Source organism: Mesorhizobium sp. P3_A2 (genome assembly GCF_056403115.1).
Window position 1 is genome coordinate 16,546 of the sequence record NZ_JBFUGC010000004.1, and the last position, 16,559, is coordinate 33,104.

13 protein-coding genes are annotated in these 16,559 nt (G+C 57.4%); 4 read left to right on the top strand and 9 right to left on the bottom strand.

Features of this window, described 5'->3' with window-relative positions; translation table 11 throughout:
* Positions 1-10: 10 nt before the first annotated feature.
* The gene (locus AC1DXM_RS10440; protein WP_477232967.1) at positions 11-1,363 is read left to right on the top strand and encodes an HlyD family type I secretion periplasmic adaptor subunit; all 1,353 of its coding nucleotides are present in this window, start codon (positions 11-13) and stop codon (positions 1,361-1,363) included.
* A 38-nt stretch (positions 1,364-1,401) separates the two neighbouring features.
* On the opposite strand, the gene AC1DXM_RS10445 is transcribed toward AC1DXM_RS10440, so the two are convergent.
* The 6 genes from AC1DXM_RS10445 to AC1DXM_RS10470 are packed head-to-tail and all read right to left on the bottom strand — an operon-like array spanning position 1,402 to position 7,558.
* Positions 1,402-2,664: a polysaccharide biosynthesis/export family protein gene (locus AC1DXM_RS10445; RefSeq protein WP_477232968.1), complete on the bottom strand. Its 1,263-nt coding sequence runs from the start codon at positions 2,662-2,664 to the stop codon at positions 1,402-1,404.
* 14 nt (positions 2,665-2,678) lie between these two features.
* The gene (locus tag AC1DXM_RS10450; RefSeq protein ID WP_477232969.1) at positions 2,679-3,929 is read right to left on the bottom strand and encodes a hypothetical protein; all 1,251 of its coding nucleotides are present in this window, start codon (positions 3,927-3,929) and stop codon (positions 2,679-2,681) included.
* Complete coding sequence (locus AC1DXM_RS10455) at positions 3,926-4,930, bottom strand: SDR family NAD(P)-dependent oxidoreductase (RefSeq protein WP_477232970.1); 1,005 nt, start codon at positions 4,928-4,930, stop codon at positions 3,926-3,928. Before AC1DXM_RS10455 ends, AC1DXM_RS10450 begins: the two co-directional genes overlap by 4 nt.
* An 18-nt stretch (positions 4,931-4,948) precedes the next feature.
* Positions 4,949-5,653 (bottom strand): sugar transferase, encoded by a 705-nt coding sequence (locus AC1DXM_RS10460; RefSeq protein WP_477232971.1) that lies wholly within the window; start codon positions 5,651-5,653, stop codon positions 4,949-4,951.
* The gene (locus tag AC1DXM_RS10465; RefSeq protein WP_477232972.1) at positions 5,650-6,786 is read right to left on the bottom strand and encodes a DegT/DnrJ/EryC1/StrS family aminotransferase; all 1,137 of its coding nucleotides are present in this window, start codon (positions 6,784-6,786) and stop codon (positions 5,650-5,652) included. Before AC1DXM_RS10465 ends, AC1DXM_RS10460 begins: the two co-directional genes overlap by 4 nt.
* A 49-nt stretch (positions 6,787-6,835) precedes the next feature.
* The gene (locus AC1DXM_RS10470) at positions 6,836-7,558 is read right to left on the bottom strand and encodes a nucleotidyltransferase family protein (protein ID WP_112559397.1); all 723 of its coding nucleotides are present in this window, start codon (positions 7,556-7,558) and stop codon (positions 6,836-6,838) included.
* A 698-nt stretch (positions 7,559-8,256) separates the two neighbouring features.
* Between AC1DXM_RS10470 and AC1DXM_RS10475 the strand changes: the two genes are divergently transcribed.
* Positions 8,257-8,931 carry a response regulator transcription factor gene (locus AC1DXM_RS10475; protein ID WP_352586384.1) on the top strand — a complete coding sequence of 225 codons (675 nt, stop codon included), beginning with the start codon at positions 8,257-8,259 and terminating at the stop codon, positions 8,929-8,931.
* Here AC1DXM_RS10475 and AC1DXM_RS10480 read toward each other — a convergent pair.
* A complete protein-coding gene (locus AC1DXM_RS10480; protein ID WP_477232973.1) occupies positions 8,928-10,502 on the bottom strand; it encodes a PAS domain S-box protein in 1,575 nt (524 codons plus the stop codon). The genes AC1DXM_RS10475 and AC1DXM_RS10480 overlap by 4 nt on opposite strands.
* A 345-nt stretch (positions 10,503-10,847) precedes the next feature.
* On the opposite strand from AC1DXM_RS10480, the gene AC1DXM_RS10485 reads away from it, so the two are divergent.
* On the top strand, positions 10,848-11,531 hold the full coding sequence (locus AC1DXM_RS10485) for a helix-turn-helix transcriptional regulator (RefSeq protein WP_477232974.1): 684 nt from the start codon (positions 10,848-10,850) through the stop codon (positions 11,529-11,531).
* 243 nt (positions 11,532-11,774) lie between these two features.
* Positions 11,775-12,842 (top strand): NAD-dependent epimerase/dehydratase family protein, encoded by a 1,068-nt coding sequence (locus AC1DXM_RS10490; protein WP_477233397.1) that lies wholly within the window; start codon positions 11,775-11,777, stop codon positions 12,840-12,842.
* A 95-nt stretch (positions 12,843-12,937) separates the two neighbouring features.
* Here AC1DXM_RS10490 and AC1DXM_RS10495 read toward each other — a convergent pair whose 3' ends face one another.
* The gene (locus tag AC1DXM_RS10495; protein ID WP_477232975.1) at positions 12,938-14,050 is read right to left on the bottom strand and encodes an acyltransferase family protein; all 1,113 of its coding nucleotides are present in this window, start codon (positions 14,048-14,050) and stop codon (positions 12,938-12,940) included.
* Positions 14,051-14,329: 279 nt separating this feature from the next.
* A complete protein-coding gene (locus tag AC1DXM_RS10500) occupies positions 14,330-16,540 on the bottom strand; it encodes a lipopolysaccharide biosynthesis protein (protein WP_477232976.1) in 2,211 nt (736 codons plus the stop codon).
* Positions 16,541-16,559 lie beyond the last annotated feature (19 nt).

A 16,559-nucleotide genomic window follows, 5' to 3' on the forward strand; every position in this document is an offset into this window, starting at 1 on the left:
GAATTGCCCCGTGTCTGACGCGACCATTTCCACATATGCTGCCGGCGCAAGCCAATGGATCGGGACGGATCTAAACGAACAGCCGGATGGCATTCGAGCCAACCTGTTTCTGGGCTTGGCGACCACGCTCCTTTTGATTGTCGGCGGAGGACTTTGGCTGGGGTTGACCAAGATTGCCGGTGCCGTCATTGCGCCGGCCACAGTGGTCGTCGAAACCAACATAAAGAAAGTCCAGCATCGAACCGGCGGCACCATCGGCGGCATCTTCGCCCAGGATGGGGACCATGTGCGTGCCGGCGACGTGTTGGTCAGGCTCGACGACACGTTGACACGGTCAAACCTGCAGATCGTCAGTGAAGATCTTGACCGCGCCACCATCCGCCTGGCGCGGTTGGAAGCCGAGCGACAGGGCTTGCCGGAAATGCAGGTTCCACCCAGCCTTCGGGTGCGAATGGGCAACCCGCAGGTGGCGGCACTTGTCAATGGCGAGCGGGCTGTGTTCGAAAGCCGTGCTGCGGCATTGGCCGGCCAGAAAGCGCAGTTGAAAAGCCGTTCACTGCAACTGGGGCACCAGATCGACGGCCTCAAGGCTCAGCAGGCTGCGACGGAAAATTCTCTGGATCTGTTGGCTCACAGCCTTGCCGACGTCCAATCGCTTTACGCCAAGAAGCTGGTGTCCAAAGAGCGACTGAGCAATGTCAGTCTGGAAGAAAGCCGAACCCGCGGCGAGTCCGGACGACTTGTCGCAGCAATCGCCGAGGTGCAGGCTCACATCAGTGAAACTGACCTGCAGGTGCTTCAACTCGACGAGCAGATGCGCAGCGACGTGACAAGTGAACTCCGCGAAACGGAGGCGAAGCGCACCGAACTCGAAGAGCGCAAGATAGTGGCGGACGACGAACTCGCCAGGACAGATATCCGGTCCCCGCAGACGGGGACCATACAGGAATCCTCGATACACACGGTCGGAGGCGTTATTGGCGCAGGGGAAGTGCTCATGATGGTTGTGCCTGATACCGACAATCTCGTCGTGGATGCTCTCATTCCTCCAACCCGCATGGACGATGTTCACCCAGGACAGCGGGTTTCAATCCGCTTTCCGTCTTTTGACGTCGGAACGACCCCCGTTTGCGAAGGCTCCGTCAAGCGCATTTCTGCCGACCTGATCAAGGATCAGCAACGTCAGCTTTCCTACTTCTCGGCGCGCATCAACGTGGACAATGAGGCGACCTGCCTGACAGGAGAGAAAATACTCAAGCCAGGCATGCCGGCCGAGGTCCACATAAGCACCGATGAGCGCAACGTCTGGTCATATTTGCTGAAGCCTCTTACAGACCAGTTCTCCAGAGCCTTCAAACAATAAGGCATTCCCTCAACCTGGCTATCGCCCGGGTGAGGAGGCTATTGGACTGCCACATTTTCGAGACCGCTGCTGAACCGCACCTCGATCGTATCTCCCGGTATCACCTCGGTGTCTTCTTCGGCAGGTTGTTTGCGCCATTCTTCGCCGACCTTCCGCACGATCGTGATCTGAGCCCGAATCGTTTCGCCGGCAACTGGCAGCGGCATGGCGGACGCCCCTGTAGGCTGCAACTTCTGGCTGGCGGCATGAAGCCTCGCAGTGGTGTCCGCAAGGCGCACATCGGTATCCTTCAGCTCGGTCAGCAAACCGATCTTTCGCACGTTGTCATTGCGCTCGCGCTGTCTGCGATAGTCCTCCTGCTGGCGCCGCGCCCGCATGAGCTCGACCGATGTTTGAAGGACCCCGTTGGAAGACAGAAGTACGGAGCGCCTAACATCGGAAAGCCTGTTGCTGGTCAGATTGCCCGCCTGGTACAATTTCGTCACCCGTGCCAGATCCTCTTCATCGGCCTTGACTCCGTCGCTCTCAACCTGCTCGCGCTTTGTCAGAACGTCGATCTGTGCAGCGGCATCCTTCGCACCCTGATCAACATAGCTTTGTTCCTGCTGGAAGTTGTCGAGGGAAAGCTTCAGTCCTTCCGCCTCGGCTTTGGCGATTGCCGAACTGAAAGCTGCAGACAAGGGTGAGCCTTGCGGCGGCTGCATGTCGAAACTCGCCTGATCCTGGAGTTCGGCGCGAAGACGAGCACTATGGAAGTAGTCTCGCGTGTATTCTCCCCACAGCGACTCATACTCGCGTTGCAGGTCTACAGGGTCGGGACCAGCCTGGTTTGCCCGCGAGCGTAAAAGGCTGACGCCACCTGACACCGCAACGGCTTGTCTTACCGTCATCAGCGGTCGATACGCTTGCTGACCCGGAGTGAGTACGTCACCAGTCACATAGATTGGACGATATTCCGCGACTATCGCCGTCACATCGCCCGGCTTGATGACGATCATCTGCTCTCGCCCATCGGGCAGGCGCTGGTGAAATATCTTGGTAGGCAGGATCGCTTCCATGCGAGCCTGCAATTCCGCCGGCGTCAGGCCGCCGACTGACACCATACCGACTTCGGGAAGCGCGATGGTACCGTCCATCTGGATTACGGCACGCTGGGTCCGTTCAGGAATGGAGGAAATTCCGATCTCGACGATGTCGCCGGGAGAAAGTTTGTAGGCAGTTCGTACGTCCGCGGCGCCGGCCATATCGATGGCGCCCAGCATACCGAGCGCTACAAGAATGGTTCTACTCATGAACGCCATGGTGACAATCTCCACTAGTTGGATGTCGGCTCTGCCGGCCAATCGACTCGGGTGACGAAGTCATAGACAGGCCCGCCGGGCACGCCCCAGTTGCTGGACCAGATCACCTGCGAACCGTCAGGGGACGGCGAGGCGTGGCTCTCGCTGCGGTAGTCAAAATCAATATTTCGCGTTTGCGCTATGCGCCGAACCTCTCCGCTGCCATCGAGGCGCAGCGCGATCACCTCTCGTGCATAGGGGGCCATTTCAGGACGGCTCGAGACCTCATCAGGATAGCCGCCATAGCTCAGAAACACCCAGCCTGGCTTGTCCAAGGCGCGCAGCGAAGCATGCATTGCCTCGCCATACTTCATAAGGGAAGTCACCTTGCCGTCAGACAGCCGGCGCTTGATCACCTGAAACTTGTCTGGATCGGATTTGCTGATGCCGACGTAGATTTCGCTTCCATCGTCATCGACAGTCATATCGCCATGGCCGGGCCGATGATGTTGTGTCCACCTCTGGCCCGGGGTGCCGTCGACAGAGAAAATAAAGGCCTGTTCGGTGGTGCCGTCTGCCACTTCCTGAATGCAAATGATGTTGTTGCCGAGCGGCGAAATCGAACAGTTGTCATTGACGCCAGCAAGTTGCCCAAGCGTGATATCGACGAACTTTTGCCGCAGCTTGAGGTCGTATGCAAAGACAACTTCGGCGCCGTCCTTGCGAACCGCACGCACTGCGATACGGTTGCCGTCGCGGCTTGGGTTGCCCTTGCCCGGTCCGAAGTGCAGATCGTGATAATCTTTTGAAGCAAACAGCACGTCCTCGCGATTGGTCCGCGGTGCCCAGGTCGATATTTTCTGGCCCTGAACGCAGATCATCAGCGCCGCGTCTCGAGGGTGCCATTCACATTCGGCCGATCGATTGCGCATGAAGACGGGAGCATAGGTGTGCCCGTCAAAGAAGCACATGCCGTTACAGCCGTTGGTAATCACAAGGAGGCTCTGATCCGAATTCCAGGCCTGGGCGCTTGAATAACGGTGGCTGCAATAATCATGTCCACAGGCGACGCCGTTGCCAAGCTGACCTGGCTTGGTGATGCGGGTGAAGCTTGCGCCAACTACCGGATCGATGGCTGGGCGCAGATAGTCGGGCATGTCCATCGCTGGCGTCGCAACGAACAACGTCGACGTGCTGCGCTCCTGACCTCCGGCGACATGCAGATCAAAGAATGCGACGGCGGCAAACAGGAGCAACACCAAAGAATGCCGGTCACGAAAGGTCATGTCATGTAGCTCATCTCGCGGCGCACCCGGCCTTCGCTAAGGCGCGCGCGCCACCATTCGATGGTTCGTTCCAGGCCGTCGCGCAGACTGGTCCGCGCTCGCCAACCGGTTTGGCTTTCGAACTGCGAAGAATCGGCGAGCAGTGCACGGACCTCGGAATTCTGCGGCCGCAGGCGGCCTTCGTCTCGATGGACGGGCTTTTTTGAGCCGCTCAACTCAAGTACCAGCTTCAGAACATCTGCAACCGTCGCGGCGCGTTGGCTTCCGGCATTGTACGCATGGCCGAATTCGAGATCAGCCACACCGGCAGTCAGGAATGCGGCCGCGGTGTCTTCCACAAAAGTGAGGTCACGGATCGGGCTTGTGTCGCCGACCATGATCGCTGAACATTTGTTGTCGAGCGCCTGCCGGATGATGGTCGGCACGATAGCTCGTTCGCTCTGCCGTGGACCATAGGTGTTGAATGGCCGCATCGTCACGACGGGAACGTCAAACGACCTGGCGTAGGCTTCCGCCATCATATCGGCGCCAATCTTGGAAGCCGAATACGGTGACTGCCCCTGCAGCGGGTGCGATTCCTTGATAGGCATGGTTAACGCTGTGCCATAGACTTCGCTTGTCGAGGTGTGAACCACGCGCTCCGTCTCCCATTGGCGCGCAGCTTCCAGAACATTCACCGTACCCAGGATGTTGGTCTCCACATAGGATTGCGCAGCCGCGTATGAGTAGGGAATCGCGATCAGTGCAGCCAAATGGAACACGACGGCTTGGCCACGCACGACCCTGTTAAGGAATGCGCTGTCGCGCACATCGCCCCGGACAAGCTTCAGCTGGCTTCGAATGTTGTCCGGCAAATCGTCGAGCCAGCCGTGGCTGTCGAATGAATTGTAAAGGGCCAGCGCCGTGACATCGGCTCCGTCGCGAACCAGTGCTTCGGTGAGATGCGACCCGATAAATCCATCGGCGCCGGTGACGAGAACTTTTTTGCCCTTATAGCCCATGACTGATTGTCCTCTTTCCTATGTCACACGCTGATCTTGCAGGTCATCAGAGCGCCTCATCGGCGGCGGCGGGACCCGGCCAAGAATTGCCAGAAAACCGCGTGCCATCCAGACAATGTCGGATGCGAGCGTGCGTCGGGGGTAATAGGACAGGTCGATCATGGCCTTGGCGGGAAACAGCACCTCCCGGTAGTACAGCAGCGGATCTATCGACTGAGGGTAAAAACTGGCCTCGTTCCGGAAAAGAACCTGTGATGGACCGAGCAAGCCGGGCTTGTATCCCAGAACGGCCTCCGAGCCGCTATGGAAGCAATCCACGAAGGCGAGGCTTTCCGGTCGCGGCCCAACAATTGCCATCTCGCCTCTGAGGACATTCCACAGTTGCGGCAACTCGTCGAACTTTGTCGCGGCGAGGATCCGGCCTATTCTCGTCATGCGAGTGTCCCCGGCGACAGTCAGCGCGAGACCGTGAGGATCGCATCGCACATCGAACTTGCGAAACTTGTACATGCGAAAGGGCCGACCTCCTGCGCCGATGCGTGTCTGCGCAAAAAAAACTGGACGGCCGCCTTCGACTAGAAGAGCAATCGCAATCAGCAGCATCAGTGGTGCGAATAGGATGACAGCAGCACTGGCTACCGCTATGTCGATCGAGCGTCTCGCAAGCCCATGCGCTGAGCTTGGTACGAAACGCCGATGAAGGGATCGGTCCGTTGCATTCATGCGGCTGTTCCTGCCTGAGCGCCGCTGTTCACCGCCGCTGCCAGAGCTTCCACAACCGCTTCGACGACGGGCGATGTAATTTGGGGGTGAAGTGGAATTGTCAGCTCACGTTGAGCAAAGTCGTCTGTGCGCGGCAGGTGGGTCCCCGGGGAGAGCTCGCGGTAGAGCGTCATCTGGTGCACGGGCGGATAGTGAATGGTGGTCTGGATCCCCTGCGTGCGCAATTCGTCGATGACGTCTTGCCTGTTGGCGTAGCGCGGCAGAAGGATCGGCATGATGTGGTATGCGGACTTGCGCGGTTCGCTGAACGGAACTGTCACCGCCGGGCAATGTTTTGCAATGAGCCGCCGATAAAGTACGACCAGGATGCGCCTGATCTCATTCCATTCCTGCAGGTTTTGCAGCTGCACGAGTCCAATTGCCGCCCGCATCTCGTCCATGCGGTAATTGAAGCCGAGCATGGTCACGTCGTATTGCGGCGTTCGGCTGTTCAGCCGCTGGTGTGTTCCGGTGGTCATCCCGTGCCCGCGGGCCTGGCGAATCCGTTCGCGCAGTTCGGGATCTTTGGCAATGACAACCCCGCCTTCGGCGGTTGTCATGTTCTTGTTGCCATAGAAGCTGAAAGCGGCAGCGACGCCAAACGTTCCTACCTCCTTCAAGCCAGGAGCATGCGCGGCGTCTTCGATGATGTGCAATCCGCGGGCCCGGGCAAACCTCTGCCATTGTTCCCGATTGGCGAGGTACCCTGCAAAGTGAACGAGAATTATTGCCTTGGTGCGCGGTGTGCAGCGGGCTTCCGCTTCCGCAAGCGACATCAACGGCACGTCGGCCGATTCGATATCGACGAAGATGGGAGTGGCGCCGACATAGAGCACCGAATTCGCGGTTGCCACGAAAGTGAGCGAGGGAACCAGAACCTCGTCACCAGGGCCGATACCAAGTCCGTGCAAAATGAGATGAAGTGCTGCTGTGCAGGAACTAACCGCCACACAGTCCTCTGCGCCATGCATGCTGGCAAAGGCCTGTTCAAAGGCTCGCACCTGCTCTCCCATGGTCAGCCAGCCACTATCGATGACTTTTGACAGAGCTGCCTTCTCCGGGACACCCAAAATTGGGGCACTGACCAAGAGCATAATGTCCTCCTAGACTATTATTTGTGATCTAAACTCGTGACTTGATTTGTCAGGCCGCTGCTGCGGCAACCTCGATCGAAGCCGATTGCTCTTCCCAGGAAATGGCTTGGGCGTTTTGGAAGTCGTCCACACGACCAATATCGAGCCACAGGCCTTCGTGCTTGTAGGTGTGGACGACCGTGCCTTGCTGCATCATCTGCAGCATCAAATCGTCGAATCCGAATGCAATACCCGACGGAATGAATTTCAGAACATCGGGGTTCATGCAGTAGATCCCCATGCTCACGAGGTGAGAAAGCGTCGGCTTCTCGCGAAACATCTGGACTGCATTGTCGACTTCGTCGATGACGCCAAAGTCCATCTTGATCAGGCGGTTGGCGGTAGCGATCGTTACCGGATCCTTGTGCTTGCGATGTGCCGCAATGAATCGGCTGAGGCTGAGATCGGTCAGAACATCGCCGTTGAGCACAATAAAGGGTTCAGTCAGTTCATCCCTGATCAGCGAGAGTGGCCCGATGGTGCCGAGCGGCTCCATTTCTTGAGTGTATCGTATCTTCAGGTTCCATTGCGAACCATCGCCGCATACGCTGCGGATAAGATGGCCGAGATATCCGGTTGTGATATAGACGTCTTCAATGCCATTGCGCCGCAGCCACTTCAAAAGCAGCTCAAGTACGGGGCGAGCACCAATCGGCATGAGGGGCTTCGGCAGGACCGATGTGAAGGGGCGAAGGCGCGTTCCCATCCCACCGCATTGAATAACCGCTTTCATCCGATCCTCCTGATTTATTACCAAGTCGATGGTGGTGTCCGGGAAGACGCGTTTGGGTCTTTTCAAACGTGAAGATCGGTTGAAATTTTTGCCGACCCCTGCGCGTCAATCCGAGCATCATAGGAGGAACGGTAAGTGACCGTTGGCTTGATGTCGTCGTGCAATCGAATGGTAGCGATCCAACACTTCTGGTGTTCAATAGCTGTGCTGAAGGTAGGTTGGTCGGCAGGCTGAGGCCTGCCCCGGACGGCGGCGAGCAGGTGGAGTAGCCATCAATGTCTGCCAAGAGATATTCAAAAGTCCGCGACTTCCCAGGCCCCAAAACCAAGGATTTCGCGACTGCTGGAACGGTCTGCTGAACTCCAACAAGACGCTGAAAATCCCAGCGAAATTTCCTTAGTTGGGGCTGAATTAGCGAGATTTAGAATCGGGACGTTCCACAACGCCAGGTAGGGCTAATTCAACATGGTTAACCGACATCTAAAAAAAACAGGAGAGTTTTCCGCTATTTAGTATTACATTAGCAAAAGTGATAGTTAGCGATGTGCGGGTTCTGCTAACATTGCTTGGGTTGGTTCGACGAGTGGTTGGCCACGCTTCTGAATGCCTTTCACCGATCGATCTCCCAATCGTAAGGGATGTTTCAAGGGTCCAATAGTCCTTGTTCATTGGGCTCGAGTACGGGTTGGGGTAATGCAATGTATCGAATCGTCATTGCCGACGATCACGGTCTGTATCGTCGCGGCTTGCGACTGGCGCTAAGCGCCGGCATTCCGAGTATAGAGATATTTGAGGCTGCATGCTTCGATGCCGTGGTCAGCCTCTTGGCGGATCAGGCTCCCATACATCTTGCGATCCTGGATCTGAATATGCCGGGGCTGTTCAATCAGCAGGTGCTCGCCGACGTTCTGTCGACATACCCGGATACGCGCTTCGCAATCGTTTCGGGCAATGATTCACGTTCGGAGATATTGACGGCTCTGTCGATCGGCCTTCACGGCTACATCGTAAAGTCGCAAAAAGACGAAGAAGTCGTTTTGGCGGTGAGCGAAATTCTGTCAGGTCGCATCTACGTTCCGGCGCTCTTGTCGCGGACTTCTGCAGGCCAAGGGCTGCACGCGCCCCCGCCCGAGAGAGCCTCAACTCAACCGCGGACCGGGACCGGCAGTCTTAGCAAGCTGACCTTGAGGCAGAGGGATGTCCTCAAGCTGATGGCGGAAGGCTATTCAAACAAGGAGATCGCTCGCCATCTTGACATCGCCGAAGCGACCACCAAAATTCATGCTGCTGCCATAATGCGTGAGCTTGGAGTGCGAAACCGGACCGAAGCAGCCCTTGTGTTGCAGAATTGGCTTTCGAAAAACGCGAGCTAGGGTTCGATTTCATGCCGCGACAGGCGTAGCGAGTACCGCAACCCGTGGTCCAATATCTCCAGTTTGGAGGAGTGGCCGATAAGGGGTGCGCCATCGATCCCGATTATCATTGAACCAAAGCCATGGCCGATCATCTTGGCCTTCTTGCGTCGGCCCGATTCCACCCAGTGGAACACAATATCGTTTCCCTCACCTTCTGGCGCGAAAGACCAATTAACCTCAAGCCGGCCTCCTGGCTCGCCAAGTGCGCCGTGCTTTACGGAGTTCGTCGTCAGTTCATGAACCACCATGGCAAAGCTCTCTGCCGCACCGCTTGACAATATGATGTCAGGGCCGTCGACCACGATATCGCGTGTTCCCATGTAGAGTTGCAGTTCCCGGACAACCAGATCGTCGAGCAGCACCGAAGCGCTGGTGCGGCGTGAAAGCAGCGTATGAGTCGCTTCAAGGGCTCGAATTCGATCGATCAGGTCCTCCTTGTATTTGGCGACATTGTTCTCGGGAAAATCGACCATTTTTACCAGCGCGGTGATCACCGAGAAAAGATTGCTGAACCGATGGCGTTGTTCGAGCATTACGCGTTCCCGCTTCTTTACCGCTGCGCGCAGCAGCGTGGTCTGCCGGCGCTCTGTCAGGTCAGCTGCAACCCCGATGCGCAGCAGATGGTCATCATGTCTTTCCTCGCGCCCACGCAGAGCTATCCAGCGGATGTTACCGTCCGCTCGCCTGACGCGTATCTCGATATCGTGATTAGTAGTGGAGGCAGGTTCTGTCGTGGCTGCAAGCTTTGGCCAGTCCGCCGGGTGCACGACAGCAGCAAGATCTTGCAAGGGCCGGCTGGCGGCTGGAGGCAGGCCTAGAGTGTCCCAGAATTTGTCGGAACCTGTGACAGTTCCATCGGTGAGGTCGATTTGCCAAGTGCCCAAGCGGCCAGCAGAAAGCGCGAGAGAAAGCCGCTCCTTCTGCGCCCGGATCGCCTCGCGCGCCGTCCGTCGCTCCGAGATATCGTCGACAACCACGAACATACCCCCCGAAAGGACGCCGTCAGGCCGGGATGAAGACAGGACTACTCGAGCCCAAAATGTCGTATCGTCCTTCCTCAACAAACGGACCTCAACACCGGAAGGGGTCGTGGCCTTGCCCTGACCTTCAATCAATATCAACATCGAATCCCGGTCGTCGGGATGAACAAGGCTCACAAGCCGCAATTGGGCGAGTTCCGCTTCAGTATAACCCGTCAGCTCACACAGCCGTCTGTTGGATTGCAGTAGCTCACCGTTCTCATTGGCGTTGGCAAAGCCCATGGCCGCACGTTCGAATGCCCACCGAAAGCGGCCTTCGGTCGCCTCGACAGCAGCGAGCCTCGACTCGGCGACCTCCACCGCCTTTCGCAGGTCTTGTCGGAGCCGGTGAAAGACAAAGGCTATCACGCCACCCGACACCAGAAGGTAGATTGCCCGCAGCCAGTCTTCATTGGAAATCCGACCGCCAAGGACGTTCTGGGCCCACAGGCCGGCGCCGGCGATCGCCAGCGTCGCAGCGATCGCGGCTCGACGACCTTCAAGATACACGATGACAATTATAGCCGGAATAGTTTCAATAAAACTTGGTCCGCGACTAGTATGAATTATGCCAGTTATTTCAAATATAATTGTGGCAACAAGCACCAATATTGAAGCCACATGAGCTAAAGGTGTACCCAGCAAGCCGAAACCCAACCTACGCAAGCGCGATCCCATAAACCAGTCTACATCTTTCGGACTAGTCCGTCGAGGCTAGGAGGCGACCGCCTAACTAGTACCACTGCCGGATTGCCACACCCAAACACCAGATTACTATCCGTTCGACAAAGGAAAAACGCAGGAGATATCGAAGAGTTTCCGTCGGGTAGAAACACTGGGCTTGGGGTAGGAACAATGTCTCTGATTGATAGGCGCAACGACACCGTTGCGGGCGGGCGATATGTTGTCTTGGGGAATAAATATGGTTGCGTAACCCGTACGACGCAGCGCACTCCAGATAGGCTGGCCGATGTCGGCGACTCGAAGCGCCGCGGCATGGAATCCGTCACCGGCATGCTTGACCGCATCGGCTGTGGGTATCTCGTCCTGAATCGCGAAAAGAAGGTGGTTGAATGGAACGCCGCCGCACAGGACACGTTCGAACGCCAGGATGAAGCGGCTGGTACAGCCGCCGAGCTTTCGGCCGCACTAAGGCGCCTGGTTGCGAATGTTCCGGCTAACTTTCTGCCAGGCTCGCTGTCATGGGTGGTGATCCGCAGCGCCGGCGACCGGCCGGTGGTACTCAATGAAGGGGGGGTCGTTACTCCTGATGGAACGAGCATCGTGGCATTGTTGGACCGCGAGAACAGATCGTCCGCCAATCCTCAGACATTGCAAAAGATGTTCGGCCTGACGAGTGCGGAGACCCAGCTCGCAATGCGCTTGGCCCAAGGGGATGCGCCCTTGGAAATCGCCCGCAGTTGGCGGCTTAGCCGGACCACGATCAGGTCTCAACTGGCGTCGCTCTTCGCCAAGACCGACACAAAACGCCAGGGCGAACTGGTGGCTCTCCTGGGGCGTATTTCCGTATTGCCGTGAGGGTTGCCGTCTCGATCGCGAGGCGGCGTCACTCGGAATTCTGGCCGCTGTGGAGCTGCCCTTGCGCAGCTCCCAGCCTGCCACGGCGCCACGGTCGGCCAGCTCGACGAGCTCAATCTTGAGGGGGAAAATTTCGACATGGTCGGACAGAATTCCGAGGGCCGCAGGGTGGGCAATGGTCAACGCGACAGGTCCGGTCCGGCGGAGGCAAAATCTGGACCGGCCCCATCGGACCGCGCGATCCTGCAACTGTCGCGGAAAGGACCGATCGTCGTCACCGGCGCAGCGGGCTTCATCGGATTTCATGTCGCTTGGCGGCTTTTGCGCTCCGGTGCGGAAGTCGTAGGGGTGGACAATTTCACGCCCTATTACGATCCAAGATTGAAGGAAGCGCGATTTGCGCGCCTGTGCGCCGAGCCGGGGTTTACTCCGATGCGTCTGGATTTGGCGGATCGGTTACCTGTGCAGTCGCTGTTCTACGACTTTCGACCATCGCATTTTGTTCACCTGGCTGCCCAGGCGGGCGTGCGTCATTCGCTGGTCGATCCGCATGCCTATGTACAGTCCAACATCGTGGCGTTTCTCAATGTCCTGGAAGGCTGCCGGCACGCCGGCGTCAAACACCTGGTCTACGCCTCGTCGAGTTCCGTCTACGGCGCCAATCAAACCATACCGTTTTCCGAACACCACGGCGCCAACCACCCCCTCAGCCTCTATGCCGCAACCAAACGTGCAAATGAAGCCATGGCGCATTCGTACAGCCATCTGTTCGGCTTGCCCACGACAGGATTGCGGTTCTTCACCGTCTATGGGCCGTGGGGAAGGCCCGACATGGCGGTCTACGCGTTCACTCATGCAATCGCCCAAGGGAAAACGATCGCAGTGGCCAACGCCGGTCGTGTGTGGCGAGATTTCACCTACATAGACGACATCGTCGAGGGAGTGGTTCGAGTGCTAGCCGCCCCGCCGCGTGCCGAACCGAATTGGGATGGTTGCGCAGCGGATCCGGCTACGAGCTCGGCGCCATATCGTGTGTACAATATCGGCAATGATCGGCCCGAGGAGATCAACCGGCTGATTGCAATCATCGAGACTGCCCTTGGTCGTCAGGCTCTTCGCACAGATGTGCCCTTGCCTCCCGGCGACGTCCTGGAGACTCGCGCCGATGTCAGCGATCTTCGCAGCGCCGTAAACTTCGCTCCCTCTACGGCCCTCGAGGACGGTGTTCAGCGTTTTGTCGAATGGTATCGACACTTTCATGGAGGCGATACCGTGGCCTCGGCAGAACAACAAAACCTCATGCCTGTGTAAACCATTGACCGCGGGTCCCACCCCGCCCAACTCATCCCCTCCCATCCCCCTTTCAAGACGTGACCTGTTGCCGGCTGCTTCGCGCAGAGCTTCTTCTATGTCGGCGCGACGCGGCTATCGGTTCGAGCGCTCGCCGATCCAATCGGGGAGATGCGATCCATCCCAGACAGCAATGCGCGGATGAGCGGTTTGCGTATCGGGCTCTCGATGAAACGCCAGATCACGAACGAGGCAAGGAGGGCAGTCGCCACTACGAGAAAGAACGCGGCGTTCTTGCCGACCAGCGGGGTTAGGGCGTTGAGCGAGATGTAACCGATATATTGGTGCAAAAGATAAAGCGGATAGGTCAATCCGCCGAGCATCAGGACAATTTTTGAAGGCGCAACCACGGAGCGGATCAGTATCGCGCCTGCGAAAATTCCAAAGACCAGACCATTGGCGACAAAGAGAGCAAGATAGGGAATGGACGCACCGTAATGCTCCTGCATCCAGCCCTGATCGAATCTGATCGTCTGGCAAGACAGCAGGAATGCCATCGCAAGAAGGATCAGCGCCATCGGCGAACGACCTTTTGCAACGATCTGCTGGGACAAAATACCGAAGGCAAAAAAAGGCGCGTAGCCGGTGATAAGGAGAATTCGTATCGCCGAGCTCCCGAGGAAGAACTCATTGGCTGCCGACACTGCCAGCCAGATCGCGACGATGGCTAATTTCCAGCGTTGGAACGCACCGGCAAGGATGAGCAGTGCAATCCAACCATAGAACACGATCTCGAGCATGATCGACCAGTAGACGCCGTCCATGGATGGCCTGCGAAATGCTCGGGCAAACATGGAAAGATTGGCTGCATAGGTCGAAACATTAGTCGGAAAACGAGGGTCGTTGGCGACTGAGAGAACGACAAATGTCACGGTCATGCAGACGAGGAATCCAGGGTAAAGCCGCACGAAGCGCGCGACGGCGAACTCCTGCCAGGTTCGACCTTCGGCCGACCAGGCGATGACGAACCCACTGATCAGAAAAAACAGACTGACGCCGAGATAGCCGTAGATGGCAAATGGCGCAGCGGCTGCATATTCGACGTCGACATCGCCGGCGATAGGCCCGCGGAAAAGATAGTGAAAGGCCACAACCGCCAGCGCCGCAACCAATCGCAACAGGTCTAACGATGCCAGGCGCGATGAATTGGTGTTTCTCGCCTGTTCCATTGCCATCTCCCAGGTCGCCTCATGCCTTTGGGGGCTGATCGGCCGCCTGATCTGTCATGGCCGCAGCGCCATAGAAGCCAAGCGCGCATCGAATAGTGATTGCCGCATCGAGGCGCATCATCGTGCGTTTGGATGAGGTCAGCCTTCCACGACCTCAACCCGAGAATGATTCACAAATATCGAGAGCGCCCGGAGTCCGGGATAGTTCGCGTGCCGTTTGCGTCGCTCTCAATTCGAGCGACCGCGAACGCTTTGGCACCGCAGTTCCAAGCCGTCAGGTCAGCGCAAGAACCAGTACCGTTGGTGACTTGCGAACGGGCGCGCCTTGAGTGACATCAAGGCAAAGATCAGCCCGGGAATGATCTTTAGCCGCTTGCGGATATAAATCGCCATCGCCACGTTCCAGACCACAAGGGCAAGCGCGAGCCCCACTGCCGCACCCAGTGAACCGTAGATTTCAATGCCCGCCGCACAGCCTATGACGCCAATCGCAGCGCCGACCATCATGGTTATGGCCGCGGGCCATTCATTTCCGGTCATGGTCAAGAGGTTCAACTGGGGTCCGCATAGCGCGACGAAGACATATCCAAGCATCAGCACACGAGCGATAGGCGCTCCTGTGCCGAAATCCTCGCCAAACCAACTCAAAAGAGGTCGAACAATCACAAGCAGCGGGATCGCCATCGCTATGGCGGCACCTGCCGACAGCAAGGTCGCTCGCGAAAACAGCGCCTGTAGGGCCTTGCGGTCGCCTCGGGCATAAAGGGTAGCCGCTGTAGGCGAAAACATCGTGGAGACCGCAACCAGCGAAAGACTGACAAGCAGCGCTACGTTGAGACCGAGGGCGAAAATGCCTGCGTCACGGATATGGCCTGTCCAGCCCAGCACCATGACGCCGGCCCTGTTGATGAAGACATCGAGCCCGGCCATGAGCATAATAGGCGGAACCACCGCCCACCAGTCTTTCGATGCATCGGCAGGTTCAGCGTGCCGCAAACCGGGAGGCTGGAACCTTGTGGCCATTATGAATACCAGTCCGACCGTCACGCCCGAACTTGTCAGCACTGCTTGCATCACCAATGGCGCATTCAAGGTCCACGCGCCGGACAAGGCAGCAACTCCAAGCAACGTCAACAACAACCCGTCGCGCACAATGCGTTCAGGCAAAAGGGCTGAGACGCCGCCCCCGAATGCACGAACAAGTGCAGCCCCCAATGCGGAGGCGGTGACCAAAGGCACGGCGGCCATGCCGAGAAGCTGGCTGATCTCAAGTTCCTTGTTGGAAGGACCAGAAAACCAAACGATTATTGCGGCGCCGGTGATACCGAACAGCGTCGCCACCCCCAGCGATCGTTGCACAGCAAACCGGATTACACCGTGCGCCAGGTCGAGCCGACCCTGGGCACGATAGGCGGATACGAAGCGCAACAAGGATACGTTGAAGCCGAGCGTTGCGAGATAGCCAAGAACCGAAGTCCAGGACAGGACATAGGAATAGATGCCATAACTGGTGGAGCCGACGATGCGCGCAATCAGCAACTGCGCCAAGCTGGTCAGCCCTGCACCAACCACGTAGATCATAAGAGCAAAGATGGCTGCATAGCCTAGGTTACGGCTCAGATCTTCCTTGTTCGGCAAGACGACATGCGTCACGGCAGGTGCAACATGTCGTGCAGTTTTCGTATCGCCACATTCATCATTCTGACCATAAGCTTCGAGCATTGGCTGGGCGGCTTCGCCATGGGACGCCGGTCTGACGCACTTGTGCTGGATCTTTGAGAGGATCTTGCGTCCGACACGCCGCACGCCTTCCAACGACGATTGGTCATTGAGTGTTTCAACGGGAACGACATTCCTTTCGGTGCCCACCAGAATGTCATTGATGTCCTGAAACGCCCCGAATGCTCGCATGCTCGTTTCAAGATCCGCATCGAGAAGTCGCTCCGCCGGCGCCTCCTGCTTCATCCGTTCGCACAAGCGCGTCTCCACGATGGAACGCGGGAGAACAACTCTGAGAGTGAAATCAGCCACCGGTGTGAGCTTGAGTGCCCGTGCAATTGCAATATTATCGGCGGCGTCATTGAAAATGGCCAGAGATGCAACCGCCTGAACATACCCTTGCTCAAATATTATTATTTCTTCAGACTGCTCCGCTTCATCCCAGGAATGAGAAATTTTCAATATATGTTGCCAAATCCAAGCCCGCCATATCAGTTTTTTTGGTGGAATAATTCTTACCATGGAAATCGAGATCGCAAGATATTTCGCCAAGCCTCTTGGGGAAACCAGTATTCTAAAGGCCGAAAATATTGCCGCTCCGACCCTGAAAAGAAACAGAAAGAGTCCAAGGTCGACGCTACCTCCCCTCCTCCGGCGCTGACGACTGTGGACAACCCTGGTGCGGTAGCCCTGTCCACGCAAGTGCGCTGCAAGCGCTCCAGCAAAGGTTGCCTTGCCTGATCCGGGCGGTCCGAAGAGCTCGATGATCATTTTCCGCAACCGTCCTTTG

Bases quoted from the DNA above. Each gene is read 5' to 3' on its own strand.
- AC1DXM_RS10445 (WP_477232968.1), bottom strand. From the start codon at position 2,664: ATGGCGTTCATGAGTAGAACCATTCTTGTAGCGCTCGGTATGCTGGGC.
- AC1DXM_RS10450 (WP_477232969.1), bottom strand. From the start codon at position 3,929: ATGACCTTTCGTGACCGGCATTCTTTGGTGTTGCTCCTGTTTGCCGCC.
- AC1DXM_RS10455 (WP_477232970.1), bottom strand. From the start codon at position 4,930: ATGGGCTATAAGGGCAAAAAAGTTCTCGTCACCGGCGCCGATGGATTT.
- AC1DXM_RS10460 (WP_477232971.1), bottom strand. From the start codon at position 5,653: ATGAATGCAACGGACCGATCCCTTCATCGGCGTTTCGTACCAAGCTCA.
- AC1DXM_RS10465 (WP_477232972.1), bottom strand. From the start codon at position 6,786: ATGCTCTTGGTCAGTGCCCCAATTTTGGGTGTCCCGGAGAAGGCAGCT.
- AC1DXM_RS10470 (WP_112559397.1), bottom strand. From the start codon at position 7,558: ATGAAAGCGGTTATTCAATGCGGTGGGATGGGAACGCGCCTTCGCCCC.
- AC1DXM_RS10475 (WP_352586384.1), top strand. From the start codon at position 8,257: ATGTATCGAATCGTCATTGCCGACGATCACGGTCTGTATCGTCGCGGC.
- AC1DXM_RS10485 (WP_477232974.1), top strand. From the start codon at position 10,848: ATGTCTCTGATTGATAGGCGCAACGACACCGTTGCGGGCGGGCGATAT.
- AC1DXM_RS10495 (WP_477232975.1), bottom strand. From the start codon at position 14,050: ATGGAACAGGCGAGAAACACCAATTCATCGCGCCTGGCATCGTTAGAC.
- AC1DXM_RS10500 (WP_477232976.1), bottom strand. From the start codon at position 16,540: ATGATCATCGAGCTCTTCGGACCGCCCGGATCAGGCAAGGCAACCTTT.